This window comes from Serratia sp. TMDUHS_CL, from assembly GCF_037137105.1.
In the GTDB taxonomy this organism is placed as follows: Bacteria; Pseudomonadota; Gammaproteobacteria; order Enterobacterales; family Enterobacteriaceae; genus Serratia; species Serratia nevei.
In genome coordinates this window covers 498995-515793 of the sequence record NZ_JBBBDV010000002.1, presented here as the reverse complement: position 1 = coordinate 515793, position 16799 = coordinate 498995, and the positions used below count along the sequence as shown (strand labels likewise).

The 16799-nt window shown below is 62.6% G+C and carries 14 protein-coding genes; 3 read left to right on the top strand and 11 right to left on the bottom strand.

What is annotated here, in order from left to right; all coding sequences use genetic code 11:
- Positions 1–12: 12 nt before the first annotated feature.
- The 4 genes from WCL58_RS06215 to cecR are packed head-to-tail and all read right to left on the bottom strand — an operon-like array spanning position 13 to position 4612.
- A complete protein-coding gene (locus WCL58_RS06215) occupies positions 13–1167 on the bottom strand; it encodes an ABC transporter permease (protein ID WP_336850747.1) in 1155 nt (384 codons plus the stop codon).
- A complete protein-coding gene (locus WCL58_RS06210; protein WP_336850746.1) occupies positions 1164–2900 on the bottom strand; it encodes an ATP-binding cassette domain-containing protein in 1737 nt (578 codons plus the stop codon). The genes WCL58_RS06215 and WCL58_RS06210 overlap by 4 nt, the downstream gene beginning before the upstream one ends.
- 8 nt (positions 2901–2908) lie before the next feature.
- A complete protein-coding gene (hlyD, locus tag WCL58_RS06205) occupies positions 2909–3895 on the bottom strand; it encodes a secretion protein HlyD (RefSeq protein ID WP_049201139.1) in 987 nt (328 codons plus the stop codon).
- A gap of 18 nt (positions 3896–3913) precedes the next feature.
- Positions 3914–4612, bottom strand: coding sequence for a transcriptional regulator CecR (gene cecR / locus WCL58_RS06200; RefSeq protein ID WP_336850744.1), 699 nt, complete (start codon positions 4610–4612; stop codon positions 3914–3916).
- A gap of 297 nt (positions 4613–4909) precedes the next feature.
- On the opposite strand from cecR, the gene rhlE reads away from it, so the two are divergent.
- From rhlE to dusC, 3 genes are all read left to right on the top strand, one after another.
- On the top strand, positions 4910–6289 hold the full coding sequence (gene rhlE, locus WCL58_RS06195) for an ATP-dependent RNA helicase RhlE (protein ID WP_042783890.1): 1380 nt from the start codon (positions 4910–4912) through the stop codon (positions 6287–6289).
- A 114-nt stretch (positions 6290–6403) separates the two neighbouring features.
- Positions 6404–7363, top strand: coding sequence for a D-2-hydroxyacid dehydrogenase family protein (locus WCL58_RS06190; RefSeq protein ID WP_336850743.1), 960 nt, complete (start codon positions 6404–6406; stop codon positions 7361–7363).
- Between the two features lie 84 nt (positions 7364–7447).
- The gene (gene dusC, locus WCL58_RS06185) at positions 7448–8380 is read left to right on the top strand and encodes a tRNA dihydrouridine(16) synthase DusC (RefSeq protein WP_049295196.1); all 933 of its coding nucleotides are present in this window, start codon (positions 7448–7450) and stop codon (positions 8378–8380) included.
- A 41-nt stretch (positions 8381–8421) separates the two neighbouring features.
- Here dusC and WCL58_RS06180 read toward each other — a convergent pair whose 3' ends face one another.
- The 7 genes from WCL58_RS06180 to WCL58_RS06150 all read right to left on the bottom strand — a co-directional run bounded on the left by WCL58_RS06180 (position 8422) and on the right by WCL58_RS06150 (position 16726).
- Entirely contained in the window at positions 8422–8688 is a 267-nt protein-coding gene (locus WCL58_RS06180) for a hypothetical protein (protein WP_049201133.1), read from the bottom strand.
- Positions 8689–8934: 246 nt separating this feature from the next.
- Positions 8935–9981: a ferric ABC transporter ATP-binding protein gene (gene fbpC / locus WCL58_RS06175; RefSeq protein WP_336850741.1), complete on the bottom strand. Its 1047-nt coding sequence runs from the start codon at positions 9979–9981 to the stop codon at positions 8935–8937.
- Positions 9982–9992: 11 nt separating this feature from the next.
- Positions 9993–12071, bottom strand: a complete 2079-nt coding sequence (locus tag WCL58_RS06170) for an ABC transporter permease (protein ID WP_049270365.1) — start codon at positions 12069–12071, stop codon at positions 9993–9995.
- 67 nt (positions 12072–12138) lie between these two features.
- The gene (locus WCL58_RS06165) at positions 12139–13170 is read right to left on the bottom strand and encodes an ABC transporter substrate-binding protein (protein ID WP_060420945.1); all 1032 of its coding nucleotides are present in this window, start codon (positions 13168–13170) and stop codon (positions 12139–12141) included.
- Positions 13167–14495, bottom strand: a complete 1329-nt coding sequence (gene uhpC, locus WCL58_RS06160) for an MFS transporter family glucose-6-phosphate receptor UhpC (RefSeq protein WP_259677942.1) — start codon at positions 14493–14495, stop codon at positions 13167–13169. Before uhpC ends, WCL58_RS06165 begins: the two co-directional genes overlap by 4 nt.
- Before the next feature lie 60 nt (positions 14496–14555).
- Complete coding sequence (locus tag WCL58_RS06155; protein WP_130042684.1) at positions 14556–16097, bottom strand: MASE1 domain-containing sensor histidine kinase; 1542 nt, start codon at positions 16095–16097, stop codon at positions 14556–14558.
- Positions 16097–16726 (bottom strand): response regulator transcription factor, encoded by a 630-nt coding sequence (locus WCL58_RS06150; protein ID WP_060429699.1) that lies wholly within the window; start codon positions 16724–16726, stop codon positions 16097–16099. The genes WCL58_RS06155 and WCL58_RS06150 overlap by 1 nt, the downstream gene beginning before the upstream one ends.
- Between the last annotated feature and the right edge of the window lie 73 nt (positions 16727–16799).

The following is a 16799-nucleotide window of genomic DNA, read 5'->3' as shown; positions in this document are numbered from 1 at the left end:
CGCTCTTTCTCCTCAATCCAGCCGGCGCTGGGTTTTCCAGGCCGTCAGGCCGATGAACACCACGGCGGAAGCGATCAGGAACAGCAGATTGATCAGCAGCACGGTGCCGACGTTGCCCGCCAGGAACAGCGTCTGCAGCGTGCTGACGAAGTAGCGCGCCGGAATGATATAGGTCACCGCGCGCACGATGGCCGGCATGCTGTCGATCTGGAAGATAAAGCCGGACAGCATGATCGACGGCAGGAAGGCGGCGTTCAGTGCCACCATCGCCGCATTGAACTGATTGCGGGTGAGGGTGGAGATCAGCAGGCCCATGCCGAGGGTGCTGGCGAGGAACAGGCTGCTGATCAGCAGCAGGATCGGCAGGGAGCCGCGATAGGGCACGCCGAGCACCCATACCGCCACCGCCATGCACAGCGCCATCGCGGCCATGCCGAGGAAGTAATAAGGGATCAGCTTGGAGAGCAACAGCTCGCTGCGCGTCACCTGGGTGGACAGCAGGGCCTCCATGGTGCCTCGCTCCCATTCGCGGGCGATCACCAGCGAGGTGAGGATGGCGCCGATCACCGTCATGATGATGGTGATGGCGCCGGGAATGATGTAGTGCCGGCTGATGGCCGCCGGGTTGAACCAGTAGCGCATCTGTACGTCAATCAGCGGTTTGTCGCTGTTCCCCCGATCGGTGGCGCGCTGCTGATGCCAAATTTGCCATACGCCCTGGGCATAGCCCTGCACGAAGTTGGCGGTGTTCGGCTCGCTGCCGTCGGTGATGATCTGGATAGGGGCGCTGTCGTGCGGGCGCGCCATGCGCTGGTCGAAATCCACCGGGATCACCACCAGGCCGCGGATCGTGCCGGCTTGCATCTGCTGGATCAGCTGTTGGCGGTTGTCGCTGATGGTCGGTTCGATATAGGGCGAGCCGGCGAACGCCTGGGCCAGATCGCGCGCGTCTTCGCTCTGCTGCTCCATCAGAATGCCCAGATGCAGCTTGCTGGAGTCCAAGTTGATGCCGTAGCCGAAGATAAACAGCAGCATCAGCGGGATGACGAAGGCGATCAGGCCGCTGCTGGGATCGCGCAGTATCTGCCGCGTTTCCTTCAGGCACAGCGCGCGCAGCCGGCGCCAGGAGAAGCCGCCGTCGTCGATTGGGGTGCGGTTATCGCTCACCGTGATTCCTCCTCATCGTAACCCTGCACCAGCTCGATAAATGCCTGCTCCATCGAGGGGTTGGGATTGTCGTCGCGTGCCACCTGCTGTTTGAGATCGTCCGGCGTGCCGGCGGCGATGATTTTGCCGCGGTACACCAGGCCGATGCGGTCGCAGTACTCCGCTTCGTCCATAAAGTGGGTGGTCACCATCACCGTGACGCCCTTGTCGACCATGCCGTTGATGTGCAACCAGAACTCGCGCCGCGTCAGTGGATCGACGCCGGAAGTCGGTTCGTCGAGGAACAGGATATCCGGTTCGTGCATCAGCGCGCAGGCCAGCGCCAGGCGCTGTTTGAAGCCGAGCGGCAGCGCGTCCGGCGTCTGATTGAGGATCGGCGCGAAGTTGAAGGCGCGCGACATCTCGTCGATTTTGTCGCGCTGCGCCTTGCCGCTCAGGCCGTAGACGCCGGAGAAGAACTTCAGGTTCTGCGCCACCGTCAGGTTGCCGTACAGCGAGAATTTTTGCGCCATGTAGCCGAGGCGCTGGCGCGCCTGGCCGGAGCTGGTCTTGAGATCCATCCCTAGCACCAGCGCCTTACCGCTGGAGGGGATCAGCAGGCCGCACATCATTTTAAAGGTGGTGGACTTGCCGGCGCCGTTCGGCCCGAGCAGGCCGAAAATTTCGCCGCGCCGCACCTGGAAATCAACGTGATCGGTAGCGGCGAAGTCGCCGAATTTTTTGGTCAGCTGCACCGCTTCGATCACCGTTTCACCGCTTTCGCCGTTGACGGTCGGCATGATCTCCGCCAGCGCCGAGCGGTGGTTGGGGCCGCCGCCGAGCAGATCGATAAACGCATCCTCGAAGCGCGGATCCGCTTCGTCCAGTTCGGCCTCCGGCAGATCCAGCGCCTGCAACAGCTGCCGGTGATCTTCGCCTTCCTTCAGAATCAGGCGCAGATACTTGCCCTGGATCACCCCATCGGTGACCGCCGGCAGGCAGATCGCCCGCTGCAGCAGCGATCGATGGCTGCCGGGGGGCGCGGCGATCAACACCGTGCGCCCGGCCATACGGCGGGTCAGCTCCTGCGGTGCGCCGCTGAACAGCAGCTCGCCCTCGTTGAGCAGCAGCACTTCGCGGCACTGTTCGGCCTCATCGAGATAAGAGGTGCTCCACAGGATCAGCATGCCGTCGTTGGCCAGTTCGTGCACCATGCGCCACAGCTCGCGGCGCGAGATCGGGTCGACGCCGACGCCCGGCTCATCCAGCAACAGCACCTGAGGTTCGCCCACCAGCGTGCAGGCCAGGCCGAGTTTCTGCTTCATGCCGCCGGACAGCTTGCCCGCCAGGCGCTCGGTGAAGCGGGTCAGATCGGTGAATTTCAACAGCCGCTCGAAGGTCTGGCGGCGAAGATCGCCGGTGACGCCGCGCAGATCGGCGTACAGCGTCAGGTTCTCCATCACCGTCAGATCCTCATACAGCCCGAACTTCTGCGGCATGTAGCCGAGGATCGCGTGCAGTTGACGATCCTGCGCGATCGGATCCAGCCCGACGACCCGCAGTTTGCCGCTGCTGGGCTGCAGCAGCCCGGCCAGCATGCGCAGCAGGGTGGTTTTGCCGGCGCCATCCGGGCCGACCAGCCCGATCACCGCGCCGCTGCGCAGGGTGGTGGTCAGGCTGGCGACCGCCGGTTTCTCAAGCGACGGGAAGCGCTTCTCCAGCCCTTCCAGCTCAATGGTGTGCGCCTGTTCCATGGCCGGCCTCAGGGTTTGGCGAAGCGCAGGGTGACCGGCATGCCCTGGCGCAGCGCGTCGTCGGCGTCGGTGACGATCACCCGCAGGCGGTACACCAGATCGGTGCGCAGATCCGGCGTTTCAACGCTTTTCGGCGTGAATTCCGCGGTCGGCGAGACGAAACCGATCTTGCCGTGGTAAGGCTTGTCGGGGCGGCCGTCGGTGTAGATCTCCAGTTCGGTGCCGGGGACCGCCTGGTTCAGGCTGGTTTCGTTGACGTAGGCGCGCACCCACACCGGCCGGGTCAGCGACAGGGTGAAGACCGTGCCGCCGGCGCCGAGCATGGTGCCCGGCTCCACCGCGCGGGTCAGTACCGTACCGGCGGAAGGGGAGACCAGCGTGGCGTCTTGCAGGTTCAACTGCGCCTGTGCCAGCGCCGCCTCGCTCTGCGCCACGTCGGCCTTGGCCTGTTCGATTTCTTGTGGGCGGTTGCCGCTGAGGTATTGCGACAGCTTGTCTTTCGCCGCCTGCAGGTTGGCCTGCGCCTGATTGCGGGCGGTGCGCGCATCCTCCAGCGCGTCGGCGGAGGTGGCGTTTTTCGCCCACAGCCCCTGCTGGCGTTTCAGGAAGCTGTCGGCGTAGGCGAAGGCGGACTGGCGCTGCGCCATTTCCGACCGTACCTGGGCGATCTCTTCGCTGCGGTAGCCGGCCTGCAGCAGCGACAGCTTGGCGCGCGCGCTGCCGACGTTGGCTTCGGCCTGCTGCAGCGCGTTGCGGTAGGGCGCGTCGTCCAGTTTGCCGAGCAGCTGGCCCGGCTGAACGGCATCGCCTTCATCCACCGTCAGCGACGCCAGGCGGCCATCGACGCGAAAGCCGAGGTTCACCGTGCGGATGTCGACGTTGCCGTACAGCGTCAGCGGCTTATCCTGCTGCTGTTGGTAATGCCATACCCCGTAAGCGGCGGCCGCGATCAGCAGAATTAACAACACGATCAAGGCACTGCGTTTTTTGTTCATAACACTCCCTGCCTGAATTTACGCGCCGTGACGTTGGCGCAGCCCGGTAACCAGAATCTCAATATGTTCGCTCAGCACGGCGCCGATCTGCGCCGCTTCGTCCTCGCCAATGGCTTGCCAGCCGGCCTGGCGGCGGATGGTTTCGCGCGCCACGCGAAACGACAGCACCTCGCCGATCAGCGCATGGGTATGCAGCACGAGGCGGGTCGCCTGGTCGTCGATGCCGGTCGCGGCCGCCAGCAGGCGGCATAGCCGCGCGTGCATCGGCGCGATCACCTGGCTGTGGATCAGCGGGTAGGCCTCGGTCGGGGCGAGCTGTTCGCGCGACATGATTTTGCTGAGGTTCAGCGTGTGCGGCTGGGTCATCAGTTCGCTGAAGGCCAGCAGGCCACGCTGCAGCAAACGCAGCGCCGCGTCGGGTGAGCGCTGCGCGGCGGACTGTTGCCAGAAGCGATCGACCTCGTCGGCCAGCGGGGCGAACGCCTGCTGGATGAAATCGGCGAGCGACTGCGCCACGGCCAGGTACAGCCCCTCTTTGGAGCTGAAGTAATAGGTGATGGCGGCGATATTCTGGCCGGCCCGTTGGGCGATGTCGCGGGTGGTGGCGCCTTCCAGGCCGCATTCGCCGAACAGTTCGGTCGCCGCGGCGAGCAGCTGCCGGCGCGTTTGCTCGCCGCGCGCTCGGCCGGCGGCCTGATGAGGGACGGAAGCTGGCATGGGGCACGCTCAAAGTTAATCAATCATATGATTAACTTTATGCCAGATTGTTTAAAACGCAACCGCTAATCACAATGAGTTATGTGATCGGCTTCAGACAATGCTGAATTTACGGCAGATTGTGCTCTGGGTGCGTAAAAGTGCTTTTTATTGCGCGACTTCTGTTACAATCGCCGCCTGGTGCACTGCAGTTTGTGCCAATCCCTCGTGGTCATGCTTAATGCCCCGTCTGATCATCCTCCCAGGAAACTGCACCGAACACCGTTAGGTTAGGGGGGATCTGGAGTTTTTCTCTTTATGTCATTTGAAACCCTCGGCTTAAGTGCTGAAATTGTGCGCGCTGTTGAAGAACAGGGCTATCGCGAACCGACGCCAATTCAGCGTCAGGCTATCCCTGTCGTGCTGGAAGGTCGTGACCTGATGGCCAGCGCCCAGACCGGCACCGGTAAAACCGCCGGTTTTACCCTGCCGCTGTTGCAGCTGCTGAGCAAGCATGACCATCCGGTCAAGGGCCGTCGCCCGGTGCGCGCGCTGATCCTGACGCCAACCCGTGAGCTGGCGGCGCAGATCGGCGAAAACGTCGATGCCTACAGCAAACACCTGCGCCTGCGTTCGCTGGTGGTGTTTGGCGGCGTGAGCATCAACCCGCAGATGATGAAGCTGCGCGGCGGCGTCGATATCCTGGTGGCAACGCCGGGCCGTCTGCTGGATCTGGAACATCAGAACGCGGTTGACCTGTCCAAAATCGAAATTCTGGTGCTGGACGAAGCGGACCGCATGCTGGACATGGGCTTTATCCACGACATCCGCCGCGTGCTGGCCAAGCTGCCGGCCAAGCGTCAGAACCTGCTGTTCTCCGCGACCTTCTCCGACGACATCAAGGCGCTGGCCAACAAGCTGCTGCACAACCCGGCTTCGGTAGAAGTGGCGCGCCGCAACACCGCGTCTGAGCAGATCGAGCAGAGCGTGCACTTCGTCGACAAGAAGCGTAAGCGGGAACTGCTGTCGCAGATGATCGGCGAAGGCGACTGGAAGCAGGTGCTGGTGTTTACCCGCACCAAGCACGGCGCCAACCACCTGGCGGAGCAGCTGAACAAGGACGGTATCACCGCAGCGGCGATCCACGGCAACAAGAGCCAGGGCGCCCGTACCCGTGCGCTGGCCGACTTCAAAGACGGCCGCATCCGCGTGCTGGTGGCGACCGACATCGCGGCGCGCGGCCTGGATATCGACCAGCTGCCGCACGTGGTGAACTACGAGCTGCCTAACGTGCCGGAAGACTACGTGCACCGCATCGGCCGTACCGGCCGTGCGGAGCGCACCGGCGAAGCTATCTCGCTGGTGTGCGTGGATGAGCACAAGCTGCTGCGCGACATCGAGCGGCTGCTGAAGCGTGAAATTCCACGCATTGCGCTGCCGGGCTACGAGCCGGATCCGACCATCAAGGCCGAGCCGATCATCAACGGCCGTCAGGGTGGCGGGCGCGGCGCCCCGCGCGGCAACGGCGGTGGCCAGCGTTCCGGTAACGGCGGCGGTCAGCGCAGCGGCAACGCGAACGGCGGCCAGCGTGAAAACCGCGGCAATGGCAACGGTAACGCCCGCCCGCAGGGTGATGGCCAGCGCCGTTCCGGCGCACCGGCTTCGCGTCGCCCACGCAACCGCAAACCGGCTGAATAAGCCTGATTGCTCAAAGAGTAAGCCGCCGATACGGGCGGCTTTTTTTTTGCCTGGCGGAACGGCATTTTCGTACTAGGCTGGACGGTGGCTAACCCTACATTCCAGGAGACGGAGATGAAATTGAAGTGCGCAATTCTCGATGATTACCAGCAGGTGGCGCTCAAGATGGCAGACTGGTCGGCGCTGGCCGATCGGGTGGAGGTGTCCGCCATCAGCGCGCACTTTACCGATGAAACGGAGCTGGCGGTGCATCTGCAGGAGTGCGACATTCTGGTCATCATGCGCGAGCGCACGCCGATGACCGCCTCGCTGCTGGCGCGGCTGCCGAAGCTGAAGCTGCTGATCACCTCCGGCATGCGCAACGCTTCTATCGATTTGGCCGCGGCCGCCGAGCGCGGCGTAGTGGTGTGCGGCACCCGCAGCGGATCGGCGGCGCCGATGGAGCTGACCTGGGCGCTGCTGCTCGGGCTGGCGAAGCATATCGTGCCGGAAAGCGTCGGGCTGAAAAACAACGGCCCGTGGCAGCGGGATCTCGGCGTTACTCTGCAGGGGAAAACGCTGGGGCTGCTGGGGCTGGGCAAGATCGGCGGCCAGATGGCCAAGGTGGCGCAGGCGTTCGGCATGCGGGTGCTGGCCTGGAGCCAGAACCTGACGGCGGAACGGGCGGCGCAGGAGGGGGCCCTGTTGGCGCCGTCCAAACGGGCGCTGTTCGAGCAGAGCGATTTTGTCTCTATCCACCTGGTGCTGAGCGATCGCAGCCGCGGGCTGGTGGGGCGCGACGAATTGGCAGCGATGAAGCCCACCGCTTACCTGATCAACACCTCGCGTGCGGCGATCGTCGATCGGGCGGCATTGGTGGACGTGCTGCAACAGCGGAAGATCGCCGGCGCCGGGCTGGACGTGTTTGAGACGGAGCCGCTGCCGGCCGACGATGCGTTTCGTCAGCTGCCCAACGTGCTGGCGACGCCGCACGTGGGTTACGTGGCGGACGACAACTACCGCGCCTACTTCACCGAGGCGGTCGAGGACATTGCGGCATTCCTCGCCGGCCAACCGATCCGCCGGCTGGGCTAACGGCGCTTTTAATGCCCGCAGAGGCTTGTCTGGCGCGGGCATTCACCCGTATCATTGCGGGTCTTTTTTTAGCTGGGATTGGTCATGCGCGTATTATTGGCTCCGATGGAGGGCGTTCTCGATTCTTTGGTGCGTGAGTTGCTCACCGACGTGAACGACTACGATCTGTGCATCACCGAATTTCTGCGCGTGGTCGATCAGCTGCTGCCGGCCAAATCGTTCTACCGGCTGTGCCCGGAACTGCGCCACGCCAGCCGCACGCCGTCGGGCACGCTGGTGCGGGTACAGCTGCTGGGGCAGTACCCGCAGTGGCTGGCGGAGAACGCCGCGCGCGCGGTGGAATTGGGCTCTTACGGCGTCGATCTCAACTGCGGCTGCCCGTCCAAGCTGGTGAACGGCAGCGGCGGCGGGGCGACGCTGCTCAAAGATCCGGAATTGATCTACCAGGGCGCCAAAGCGATGCGCGCGGCGGTGCCGGCCCATCTGCCGGTCACGGTGAAGGTGCGCCTGGGCTGGGACTCCTCCAACCGCAGCTTTGAAATCGCCGATGCGGTGCAGCAGGCGGGCGCCAGTGAGCTGACGGTGCACGGCCGCACCAAAGAGGACGGCTACAAGGCGGATCGCATCAACTGGGCGGCGATCGGCGAGATCCGTCAACGGCTGAGCATCCCGGTGATCGCCAACGGCGAGATCTGGGATTACCAGAGCGCGCAGGATTGCCTGCAGGCGACCGGCTGTGACGCCATCATGCTGGGGCGCGGCGCGCTCAACGTGCCAAACCTGAGCCGGGTGGTGAAGTACAACGAACCGCGCATGCCCTGGCCGCAGGTGGTTGAGCTGCTGCAAAAATACGTCCATCTGGAAAAGCAGGGCGACACCGGCCTGTATCATGTGGCGCGCATCAAACAGTGGCTGGGTTATTTGCGCAAAGAATATGACGAAGCCACCGAACTGTTCAGCGAAATACGCGCGCTGACGACGTCAGGGGATATTGCGCGCGTCATCTGCCGTAGCTAAAAATAAACCCGCACGCGGCGGGTTTATTTAAATCGGTATTATCAGGCGGCTTTGTCGAGACGGTTCAATTCTATCTCGATATCCTGAATGGTTTTTTCCAGCCCTTCCAGGCAGGCACCCTGTTTATTCAACAGGTCGTTAATGGCTTCGGCGAATGCCTTATTTTTGCATTCCCCCTGATCGAAGGCCAGCCAGTGTGCGGAGAGCGTTTCGGTGTTCGACTGCGCATAGTGGCGCATTTCCTTCAGCTGGGAAGCGACGTTGCGTAAATTATCCAGCTGCGCCTGTGCGTTTGCATTGTTGCTCATGAATTTCTCCTTGAGTTGGCCGTTAAATAATTTCGACTGCGGGATTAAGCTTACCCCATCTAAATAAAAATATCATCCTTGGTGGCCCAGGTGGTTATTTTTTAATGAATACGGATATATTTATTTCTCGGCTGAACAAGGACTTGGAAGGAATTGTAAAAATAGATAAATACGGTTTTTTGGGTGGTTATTTACGGTCATTCCATGCGGAATGACCGTTATTCTAACGCTTAAGAGTGATGCTTATTATGCCGCGTCCGCCAGCATAAACATGCCGTAGGGGTGAATTTCCAGATAATACTGTTCGCCGACGTTGGGCTGCAGGCGGGTGGCGTTGACCTGCAGCAAAATCTGCTGCCCATGCCACGCCACCGTGACTTCATACTGCGGCCCCATATAGGCGACATGCTGGATCACGCAGTGCTGGCTTTCCTCGCCGTGCTCGCTCAGCGTGATCGCTTCCGGCCGCACGCCCACCGTACCGGCGCCTTCGGTGGCAAAGTGCGCGGGGCGCGGCAGGCGATAGCCGCTGATATCGACATAGTCCGCGCTGAAGCCGGCCGGGAACAGGTTGGCGTCCCCCATAAAGCTCGCCATAAAGCGCGACGCCGGCTGCCGATAGAGATCCTGCGGCGAGCCTATCTGCATGATATGCCCCTTGTTCATCACCAGCACGGTGTCTGAGACCGCGAAAGCCTCGCTCTGATCGTGAGTGACGTACAGCGACGTGATATCAAACTGCTTTTGCAGCTCGCGGATCTTTTCGCGCATGCTGCGGCGCAGGTTGGCGTCGAGGTTGCTCAGCGGCTCGTCGAACAACAGCACTTTCGGCTTGAGGATCAGCGCGCGCGCCAGCGCCACGCGCTGCTGTTGGCCGCCGGAGATCTGATCGACATAGCGATCGTCGAACCCCGCCAGATCCACCATCGCCAGCGCTTCCTGCACGCGCGCTTTCACTTCGGCGCGCGGAATGCCGAGCATCTTCAGCCCATAGCCGACGTTTTCTCCCAGCGACATGTGCGGGAACAGGGCATAAGACTGAAACACCATGCAGATGTCACGCTGTTGGATGGAACGATGGGTAACGTCTTCGCCATCAATGAATATCTGCCCGTCGCTCGGTTTCTCCAGCCCGGCGACCAGGCGCAAAATGGTGGTCTTGCCGCAGCCGGAAGGGCCGAGCAGCGTTACCATCTGCCCCCGAGGGATGGTGAGCGTGATGTTATCGATCACCGTGTTGCTGCCGAACCGTTTGGAGACGTTGCGCAGTTCAACGAAATTTTTCTGGCTCATCATGGGCTCCATTACGCCTGGTTTTTGGCTTTTGAACGGGAGATGCGTGCCTCGCCGATCAGCCAGTCAAAGAGGAAAATAATCGCCAGCATCACCACGATCAGAATTGAACCGTAGGCGATCGCCACGCCGTATTCGCCGTCTTCCACGCGGTTGAGGATGTAGGCGGTGGCCACGCGGGTATCGGGCGTCACCAGGAAAACGATGGCGCTGACGGTGGTGATGGCGCGTACGAAGCTGTAGATCAGCGCCGACAGGATCGCCGGGCGCAGCAGCGGCAGCAGGATGTGCGTAATGGTGCGCAGCGAGCCGGCGCGCAGGCTGAGCGAGGCTTCGTCCAGCGATTTGTCTATCTGGCCCAGCCCGGCGATCCCGGCGCGAATGCCCACCGGCACATTGCGCATCACCATCGAGATAATCACGATGGCGGCCGTCCCGGTGAGGTACACCGGCGCGCTGTTGAAGGCGAGAATGTAAGAGACGCCCGCCACGGTGCCCGGCACCGCAAAACACAGCATGGTGGTGAACTCGATGGTCTTTTTGCCCCTGAACTGCTGGCGCACCACGATCCAGGCGATCAGCAGACCGAAGGCGGCGGTGATCGGCGCGGCGATCCCGGCGTACAGCAGCGTGTCGAGCAGCGAAGGCCACGCGCCGTCGCTCATGCCCTGGCCGAACAGCTTGATGAAGTTATCCAGCGTCAGCGTGTAATCCACCCCCCAGTTGACGGTGAAGCTGCCGTAGAAAATGCTGCCGTAGAGCAGGGCGTTAAAGGCTACCCACACCGCCAGCAACGCGATCACGCCCCACACCAGCGTGACCGGCAGCGGCTGTACGTCGCCGCGATAGGATTTGCCGGACACGGTGACGTAGGAACGCTTGCCGATCCACAGGTACTGGATGCAGAACACCAGCAGCGAGAACAGCAGCAGGAAGGCGCCGAGGGTGCTGGCGGCCTGATAGTCGAGCTGCGAGCCGGTGATGTAGAAATAGATTTGCGTCGCCAGCACGTCGAAGTTGCCGCCGAGCACCAGCGGGTTGCTGAAGTCGGCCAGCGATTGCACCACCACGATCAGAAACGCGTTGGCCAGCGCCGGTTTCAGCAGCGGCACGAACACGCCGTTAAAGGTTTGCCAACGGCTGGCGCGCAGGGTGTAGGAGGCTTCTTCCAGCGAAGGATGAATGGTCTTGATCGCGCCGTCGAGGATCATGAACGCCATCGGCGTGAACGCCAGCACCTGCGCCAGCCAGATGCCGGTAAAGCCGTACAGCCAGTTGGTGTTGGTCAGGCCGAACCAGGCCACCATCCACTCGGTGACGTAGCCGGAGCGCCCCATCATCAACGTGACGCCCAGGCCGACGACGAACGGCGGCGTGACGATGGGCAGGATGGAGAAGATGCGGCCGATAATGGCGCTGCGCTTGGCGATGCGGGTGGTGTAAATCGCCAGCACCAGGCCGAAGAAGGTGCAGCCGGCGCCCACCGCGATCGACAGGGCGATGGAGTTGAGGATCACCTGAACGATATGCGCCTGCGACAGCACATTCATAAACGCCAGCGGCGCGAATGCCCCCGCCTGGTCGGTGAACATCGGAATGAAAATCGCGATGCTCGGCCAGACGATGAAGACGCCGATCAGCGCCACGATGGTGACCAGCGCACCGATAACGAAACGGTCGCCGCCCAGCCATTCGAGGCGGGTCAGCGCCAGCGTCATGATGGCGCCCAGCGCGGTCAATTGCACCAGGGTGGCGTAGCCTAAACCGCGCCCCGCCACCGTGGCGCTGACGACGATAAAGGCCATGCACAGCAGCGCCCAGCCGGCATCGAACGCGTGGCGCCGCCGCCGTTCACCGCCCGCCGGGGCGTAAGGGCGAAGCAGCAGCAGGCTCGGCAACAGGCACCATAGCCAGCTGACATTGCGGTGTGACCAGCCGTAGGCCGCGAGGATTTCATCGCCGGTGGACTCCAGCAGGCCGTAATCCAGGCTCCAGCTCGGCAGCAGGGCGAACGCCAGCCAGCCAAGCAAGACCCAAAGGAATATCGCATCTCGTTTTTTCACGAGATGGAGTGCATGTGTATGTGACATAAGTTTCCCGGATGTTCAGGCCGGGTAAGGCGTGAGGCTTACCCGGCAACAGGCGCAGAATGTGAGCTTATTTACCCATCTTGACTTCGCTGACCCATTTATTGATCAGCGCCTTGCGGACCTCGGTCGAGCCGTACTTGTCCATGTCGTAGTTGATCAGCTTCAGGTCGTCGAGCTTCAGCGAGTTCGGCGAGGTAGCGGCGGTGGTGTTGGTCAGGATCTGATAGGACTTGCCTTTCTGCCATGCCAATTCCTGCGCCTCTTTCGACAGCACCCAATCCACAAACAGCTTGGCGTTGTCGAGGTTACGTGCGCCTTTGAGGATGCTGACGCCGCCGATTTCGTAGCCGGTGCCTTCACAAGGCGAGATCAGCTCAAGCGGCGCGCCCTGTTCTTTTTCGAGTGAGTAGTCATGCAGGAAACCGATGCCGATCGCCGTTTCACCGCGGGCGGCGTTGCGCGCCGGGGCAATGCCGGACTTGGTGTACTGCGAGACGTTGGCGTTCAGCTGCTTGAGGTAATCGAAGGCCTGATCGTCTCCCCACAGCTGGGCAAAGGTCGCCAGCGCGGTGTAGGCGGTGCCGGAGCTCTGCGGATCGGCGATTTGAATCTCGCCTTTGTATTCCGGTTTGGTCAGGTCTTTCCAGCACTTGGGCACCGGCAGGTTTTTCTCTTTCAGGCGCTGGGTATTGACGCCGAAGCCGAGGATGCCGACGTAGACCGCCGAGGAGTAGTTGCCTTTCAGCTTCGCCGGGTCGCGGAATTGTTGCATCACCTGTTCGAGGTTCGGCGATTTGTAGGGCTGCAGCAGCCCCATTTCACCGGCCTGGGATTGCGGATCGAGCGTGCCGCCGTACCAGACGTCCGCCTGCGGGTTTTTCTTCTCGGCGTCCACTTTCGCCAGCGTGCTGCCGGAGCCGTTGCGGATGAACGAGGTTTTCACGTCATATTTCTCGCCGAAGGCTTTGGTCTCCGCTTCGCACATTTCATTGGTGGCGCTGCAGTAAACCACCAGGCGGCCCTTGGCGTGCGCGGCGCCGCTCAGCGTGGCCAGCGCGATGCCGGAAGCTATCAGAGTCGTGACCCACATTTTTTTCATTGTTTTATCCTTCTCTCGGTAGAGGTGGCGACGCTCGCCATCAGCAGCGGCATCAGCAATAAACCCATAAGAACGGCGGCGATCGACAGCAAACTGAACATGCCTGACCAGCCGTAGCCTTCGATGACCTGCGACAGCGGCCAGCCCGCCAGCGCTGCCCCCAGGTAGGCGAACAGGCCGAGAAAACCGGTGATGGAGCCCGCTGCGCCTTTGTGCCCGCATTCCACGGCGGCGAGGCCAATCAGCATCTGCGGGCCGAAGACAAAAAAGCCCACCGTAAAGAAACAGCCCGCCAGCAGCGCGTAGTGATGCACCGGCGCCAGCCACAGCGCGGCGACGGAAACCATCAGCCCGAGCGTGAACAGCAAAATCATCGGCGCGCGCTGCCCGCCGAACAGCACATCCGAACCCCAGCCGGCGAACAGCGCGCCGAGCAGGCCGCCTATCTCGAACAGCATCACCGTGGCGTTGGCGCTGAGCAGGTTGACGCCGTGGCTTTCGGTCAGCCAGAGATTGCCCCAGTCGTTCAACGCGATGCGGATCAGATAGACCAGCACGTAAGAGACGCCGAGCAGCCAGATCATCGGGTTCTTCAGCATCGTGGTGCGCAACATCTGCCACAGCCCCAGCGGCGGGCTTTGCTGTTCCTGGCGCAGCTCCAGCGGATCGTGTCGCCACTGGCCGACCGACGGCAGGCCTTCTTCCTGCGGCGTGCCTGTCAGCTGCTGCGTGAGCCAGAGGCCCAACACCATGCTGACGGCGCCCGGGATCAGCATCGCCGCCTGCCAGCCCCAGCGCTGGGCAGCGAAGGCGCTGATCAGCGGCACGATCGCGCCACCGAGGTTGATCGACATGTTCCAGCAGCCCCACCAGAAGCCACGCTCGTTGCGAGAATACCAGTGGGTCAGCAGCCGCGCGCAGGGCGGCCAGCCCCAGCCCTGAAAGAAGCCGTTCAGCGCCCAGACCACCAGCAGCAGCGTCAGCGATTCGCCGAAGGCAAACGCCACGTTCAGCAAGCCGGTGGCGAACAGGCCGATCCCCATAAACCTGCGCTGCCCGTGGCCGTCGTGCCACAGCCCGGCGGCGAATTTCGACAGGCCGTAGCTCAGGTAAAACAGCGAGCCGAGCAGGCCGATGTCCCCTTTATCCAGCCCCAAATCCGTTTGCAGCGCCGGCAGCACGTAATTCACGCTTTTGCGCGTCAGGTAAAAGGCGGCGTACCCGATGACCATGTACAGCAGCAGTCGCGGGCGCAGCGCGCGGTAACGATGATCGATTTCAGATGCCGAGCGTGCCTGCATAGCCGCCTCCCTGGTGGTGACTATAAGAAGGTGAAAGGGAAAGGGGATGAGATAAAGTCCGGAGTGGCTAAGACTTTTTCCTAGTTAGCCGGCGGTTTGTTGCAAATTTGTGGGCAGGTTAACAATTACCCGCGTGCCGCACTGCGTTTCCAGCGTCAGCTCGCCGCCCAGCGCGCTGACCCGCTCGCGCATCCCCTGAATGCCGAGGCCGGGCACCTTGTCCGCACGGATGCCGATGCCGTTGTCCCGTACCTCGAGGTGCAAAAGCGGCCCCTGTTGATACAAAACGATGGCGACTTCGCTGGCCTCGGCGTGTTTGCACACGTTGTTGAGCAGCTCTTGCAGCAGGCGGTAGAGGGTGAAGCGCACCGTTTCGCCGGCGGGCGTGTCGCTCAGCCGGTAATCGAAACGGCAGTGGATGCCCCGTTCGGCAAAGGCGAATTCGCTCAGCAGGTGGTGAAGCGCCTCTTTGAACGCCAGCTCGTCCAGCGCGGGCGGCCGAAGCTGGCGCAGCAGCTGGCGCGTGGAGTGATGAATGCGCCGGGCGAGCTCGCCTATCTGGTGCGCGGCGGCCTGGGTTTGCGCCGGATCGTGCGCCCGTTTGACCAGCTGCGACTGGATTTGAATCGCGGTGATGTTCTGGCCGATTTCATCGTGCAGCTCGCGCGCCAGGTTTTTCCGCGTGTCTTCTTCGGTGTGGATCAGTTTTTCGGTCAGCGCCCGCCGCGCCGCCAGCTCTTCTTCCAGGCGACGCTGATAGTGGTGCAGGTTTTGCGCCAGGTGCTGCTGGCGGCTGATGGCGATGCCCAGGCCGATGCCGAGCAGCGCCTGCGTCGCCAGAAAGATTTCCAGCTCGACCAGGTTGCCGAACCCCACGCCGACCTGCCGGGCGAGGGTGATCATCATGCTGCCGAGCAGGCCGGACAGCACGCCGCCCTGCCAGCCGAACTTCCACGCCATCACCACGTTCGGCAGAAACACCACGATCAGCAGCAGGCGTTCGATTTCCGGCGACAGCACCATCTGCGTGCCGATACCGATAACGAAGAACAGGCTGCACCAGATGATTAAGGACGCGCGCAGCGGCGGGTTGGGGGTGTCCAGCCCCAGCAGGTGGTAACGGTGCTGCTGGCGCAGAAATTCAAAGATCAGATAGACGAACGGGGTCAGCAAGACGCCGCCGGTAAACGACGCCAGGCCAAGCAGCATCGCCGGGCTTGGCACAAACGGCGAAAGCAGGGCGGTGTTGAGCAGCGAGGCGGCGGTCACCGCAGCCAGCAGCAGCGTCAGCCGCTGCCAGTAGAGCGGAAAACGGTGCCAGAGTCGTTGCGCGACCGCAGCCGGAAACAGGGTGATAAACGGCGCGGCCAGCAGGCCGTAGCCGCTCAGCAGGCGTTCGCCGTGCAGCCATAACAGCAGCAGGATCGGCGGCACGATCAAGGCGGGCCAATAGCGACGCGCCAGCAGGATCAGCAGCGCGAGATAGACGCCGTGCGGCAGAAACAGCGCCGCCTGGTTGCCGTTGCGGGTCAGATAGAAACCAAGCGTCCACAGCATCAGCCAGCCGCTGCCCCAGGCCAACAGGATAAACAGCGAGATAACCCAGGGCCGGAAGCGGGGCGACATCAATGCCCCGCCAGCAGCTGATGGTCGAGAGCGAAATGCACCAGCTCGATGGTGCTGTTGCACTGCAGCTTGCCCAGGACGTTGGCGCGATGCACGTGCACCGTTTTATGGCTGAGATCGAGCTTGAAAGCGATCTCCTTTACGCTGTCGCCTTTGACCAGCAGATCGAAGATTTCACGCTCGCGCGGGGTCAGCACTTCCAGCGCCGTGGCCGGCCGCTCGCCGCCGCGCAGCGCCCGCAGCGCGTCGGCGCACAGGTAATGGCCGCCCATATCGACGGAACGCACCGCCTGCACCAGCTCTTCCGGCCCGCAGCGTTTGGTCAGATAGCCGCTGGCGCCGGCGTCCAGCGCGCTCTGCACGAAGGTGGGGGAGTCATAGATGCTGAGGATGATCGCGCGGAACTGCGGCTTCTGCGCCCGCAGGCGTTTCAACAGGCTGAGGCCGTTTTCATCCGGCATGGCGATGTCCATCACCGCGACGTTGACGTCGTCGCGCAGCAATGCCGGCCAGGCCGCCGCCGCGCTGCTGTATTGTCCCACCACGTCGAGATCGTCCTCGAGGTTGAGCAACTGCGCAAAGCCGGAGCGCACCACCACATGGTCATCCACCAGTATCACACGGATCATTTTTCGCACTCTGTTGCCGAATCATGGCCCTATGATGCCTGCCACCGCGGTGCTGGCAATCAGCCAAGCGCGG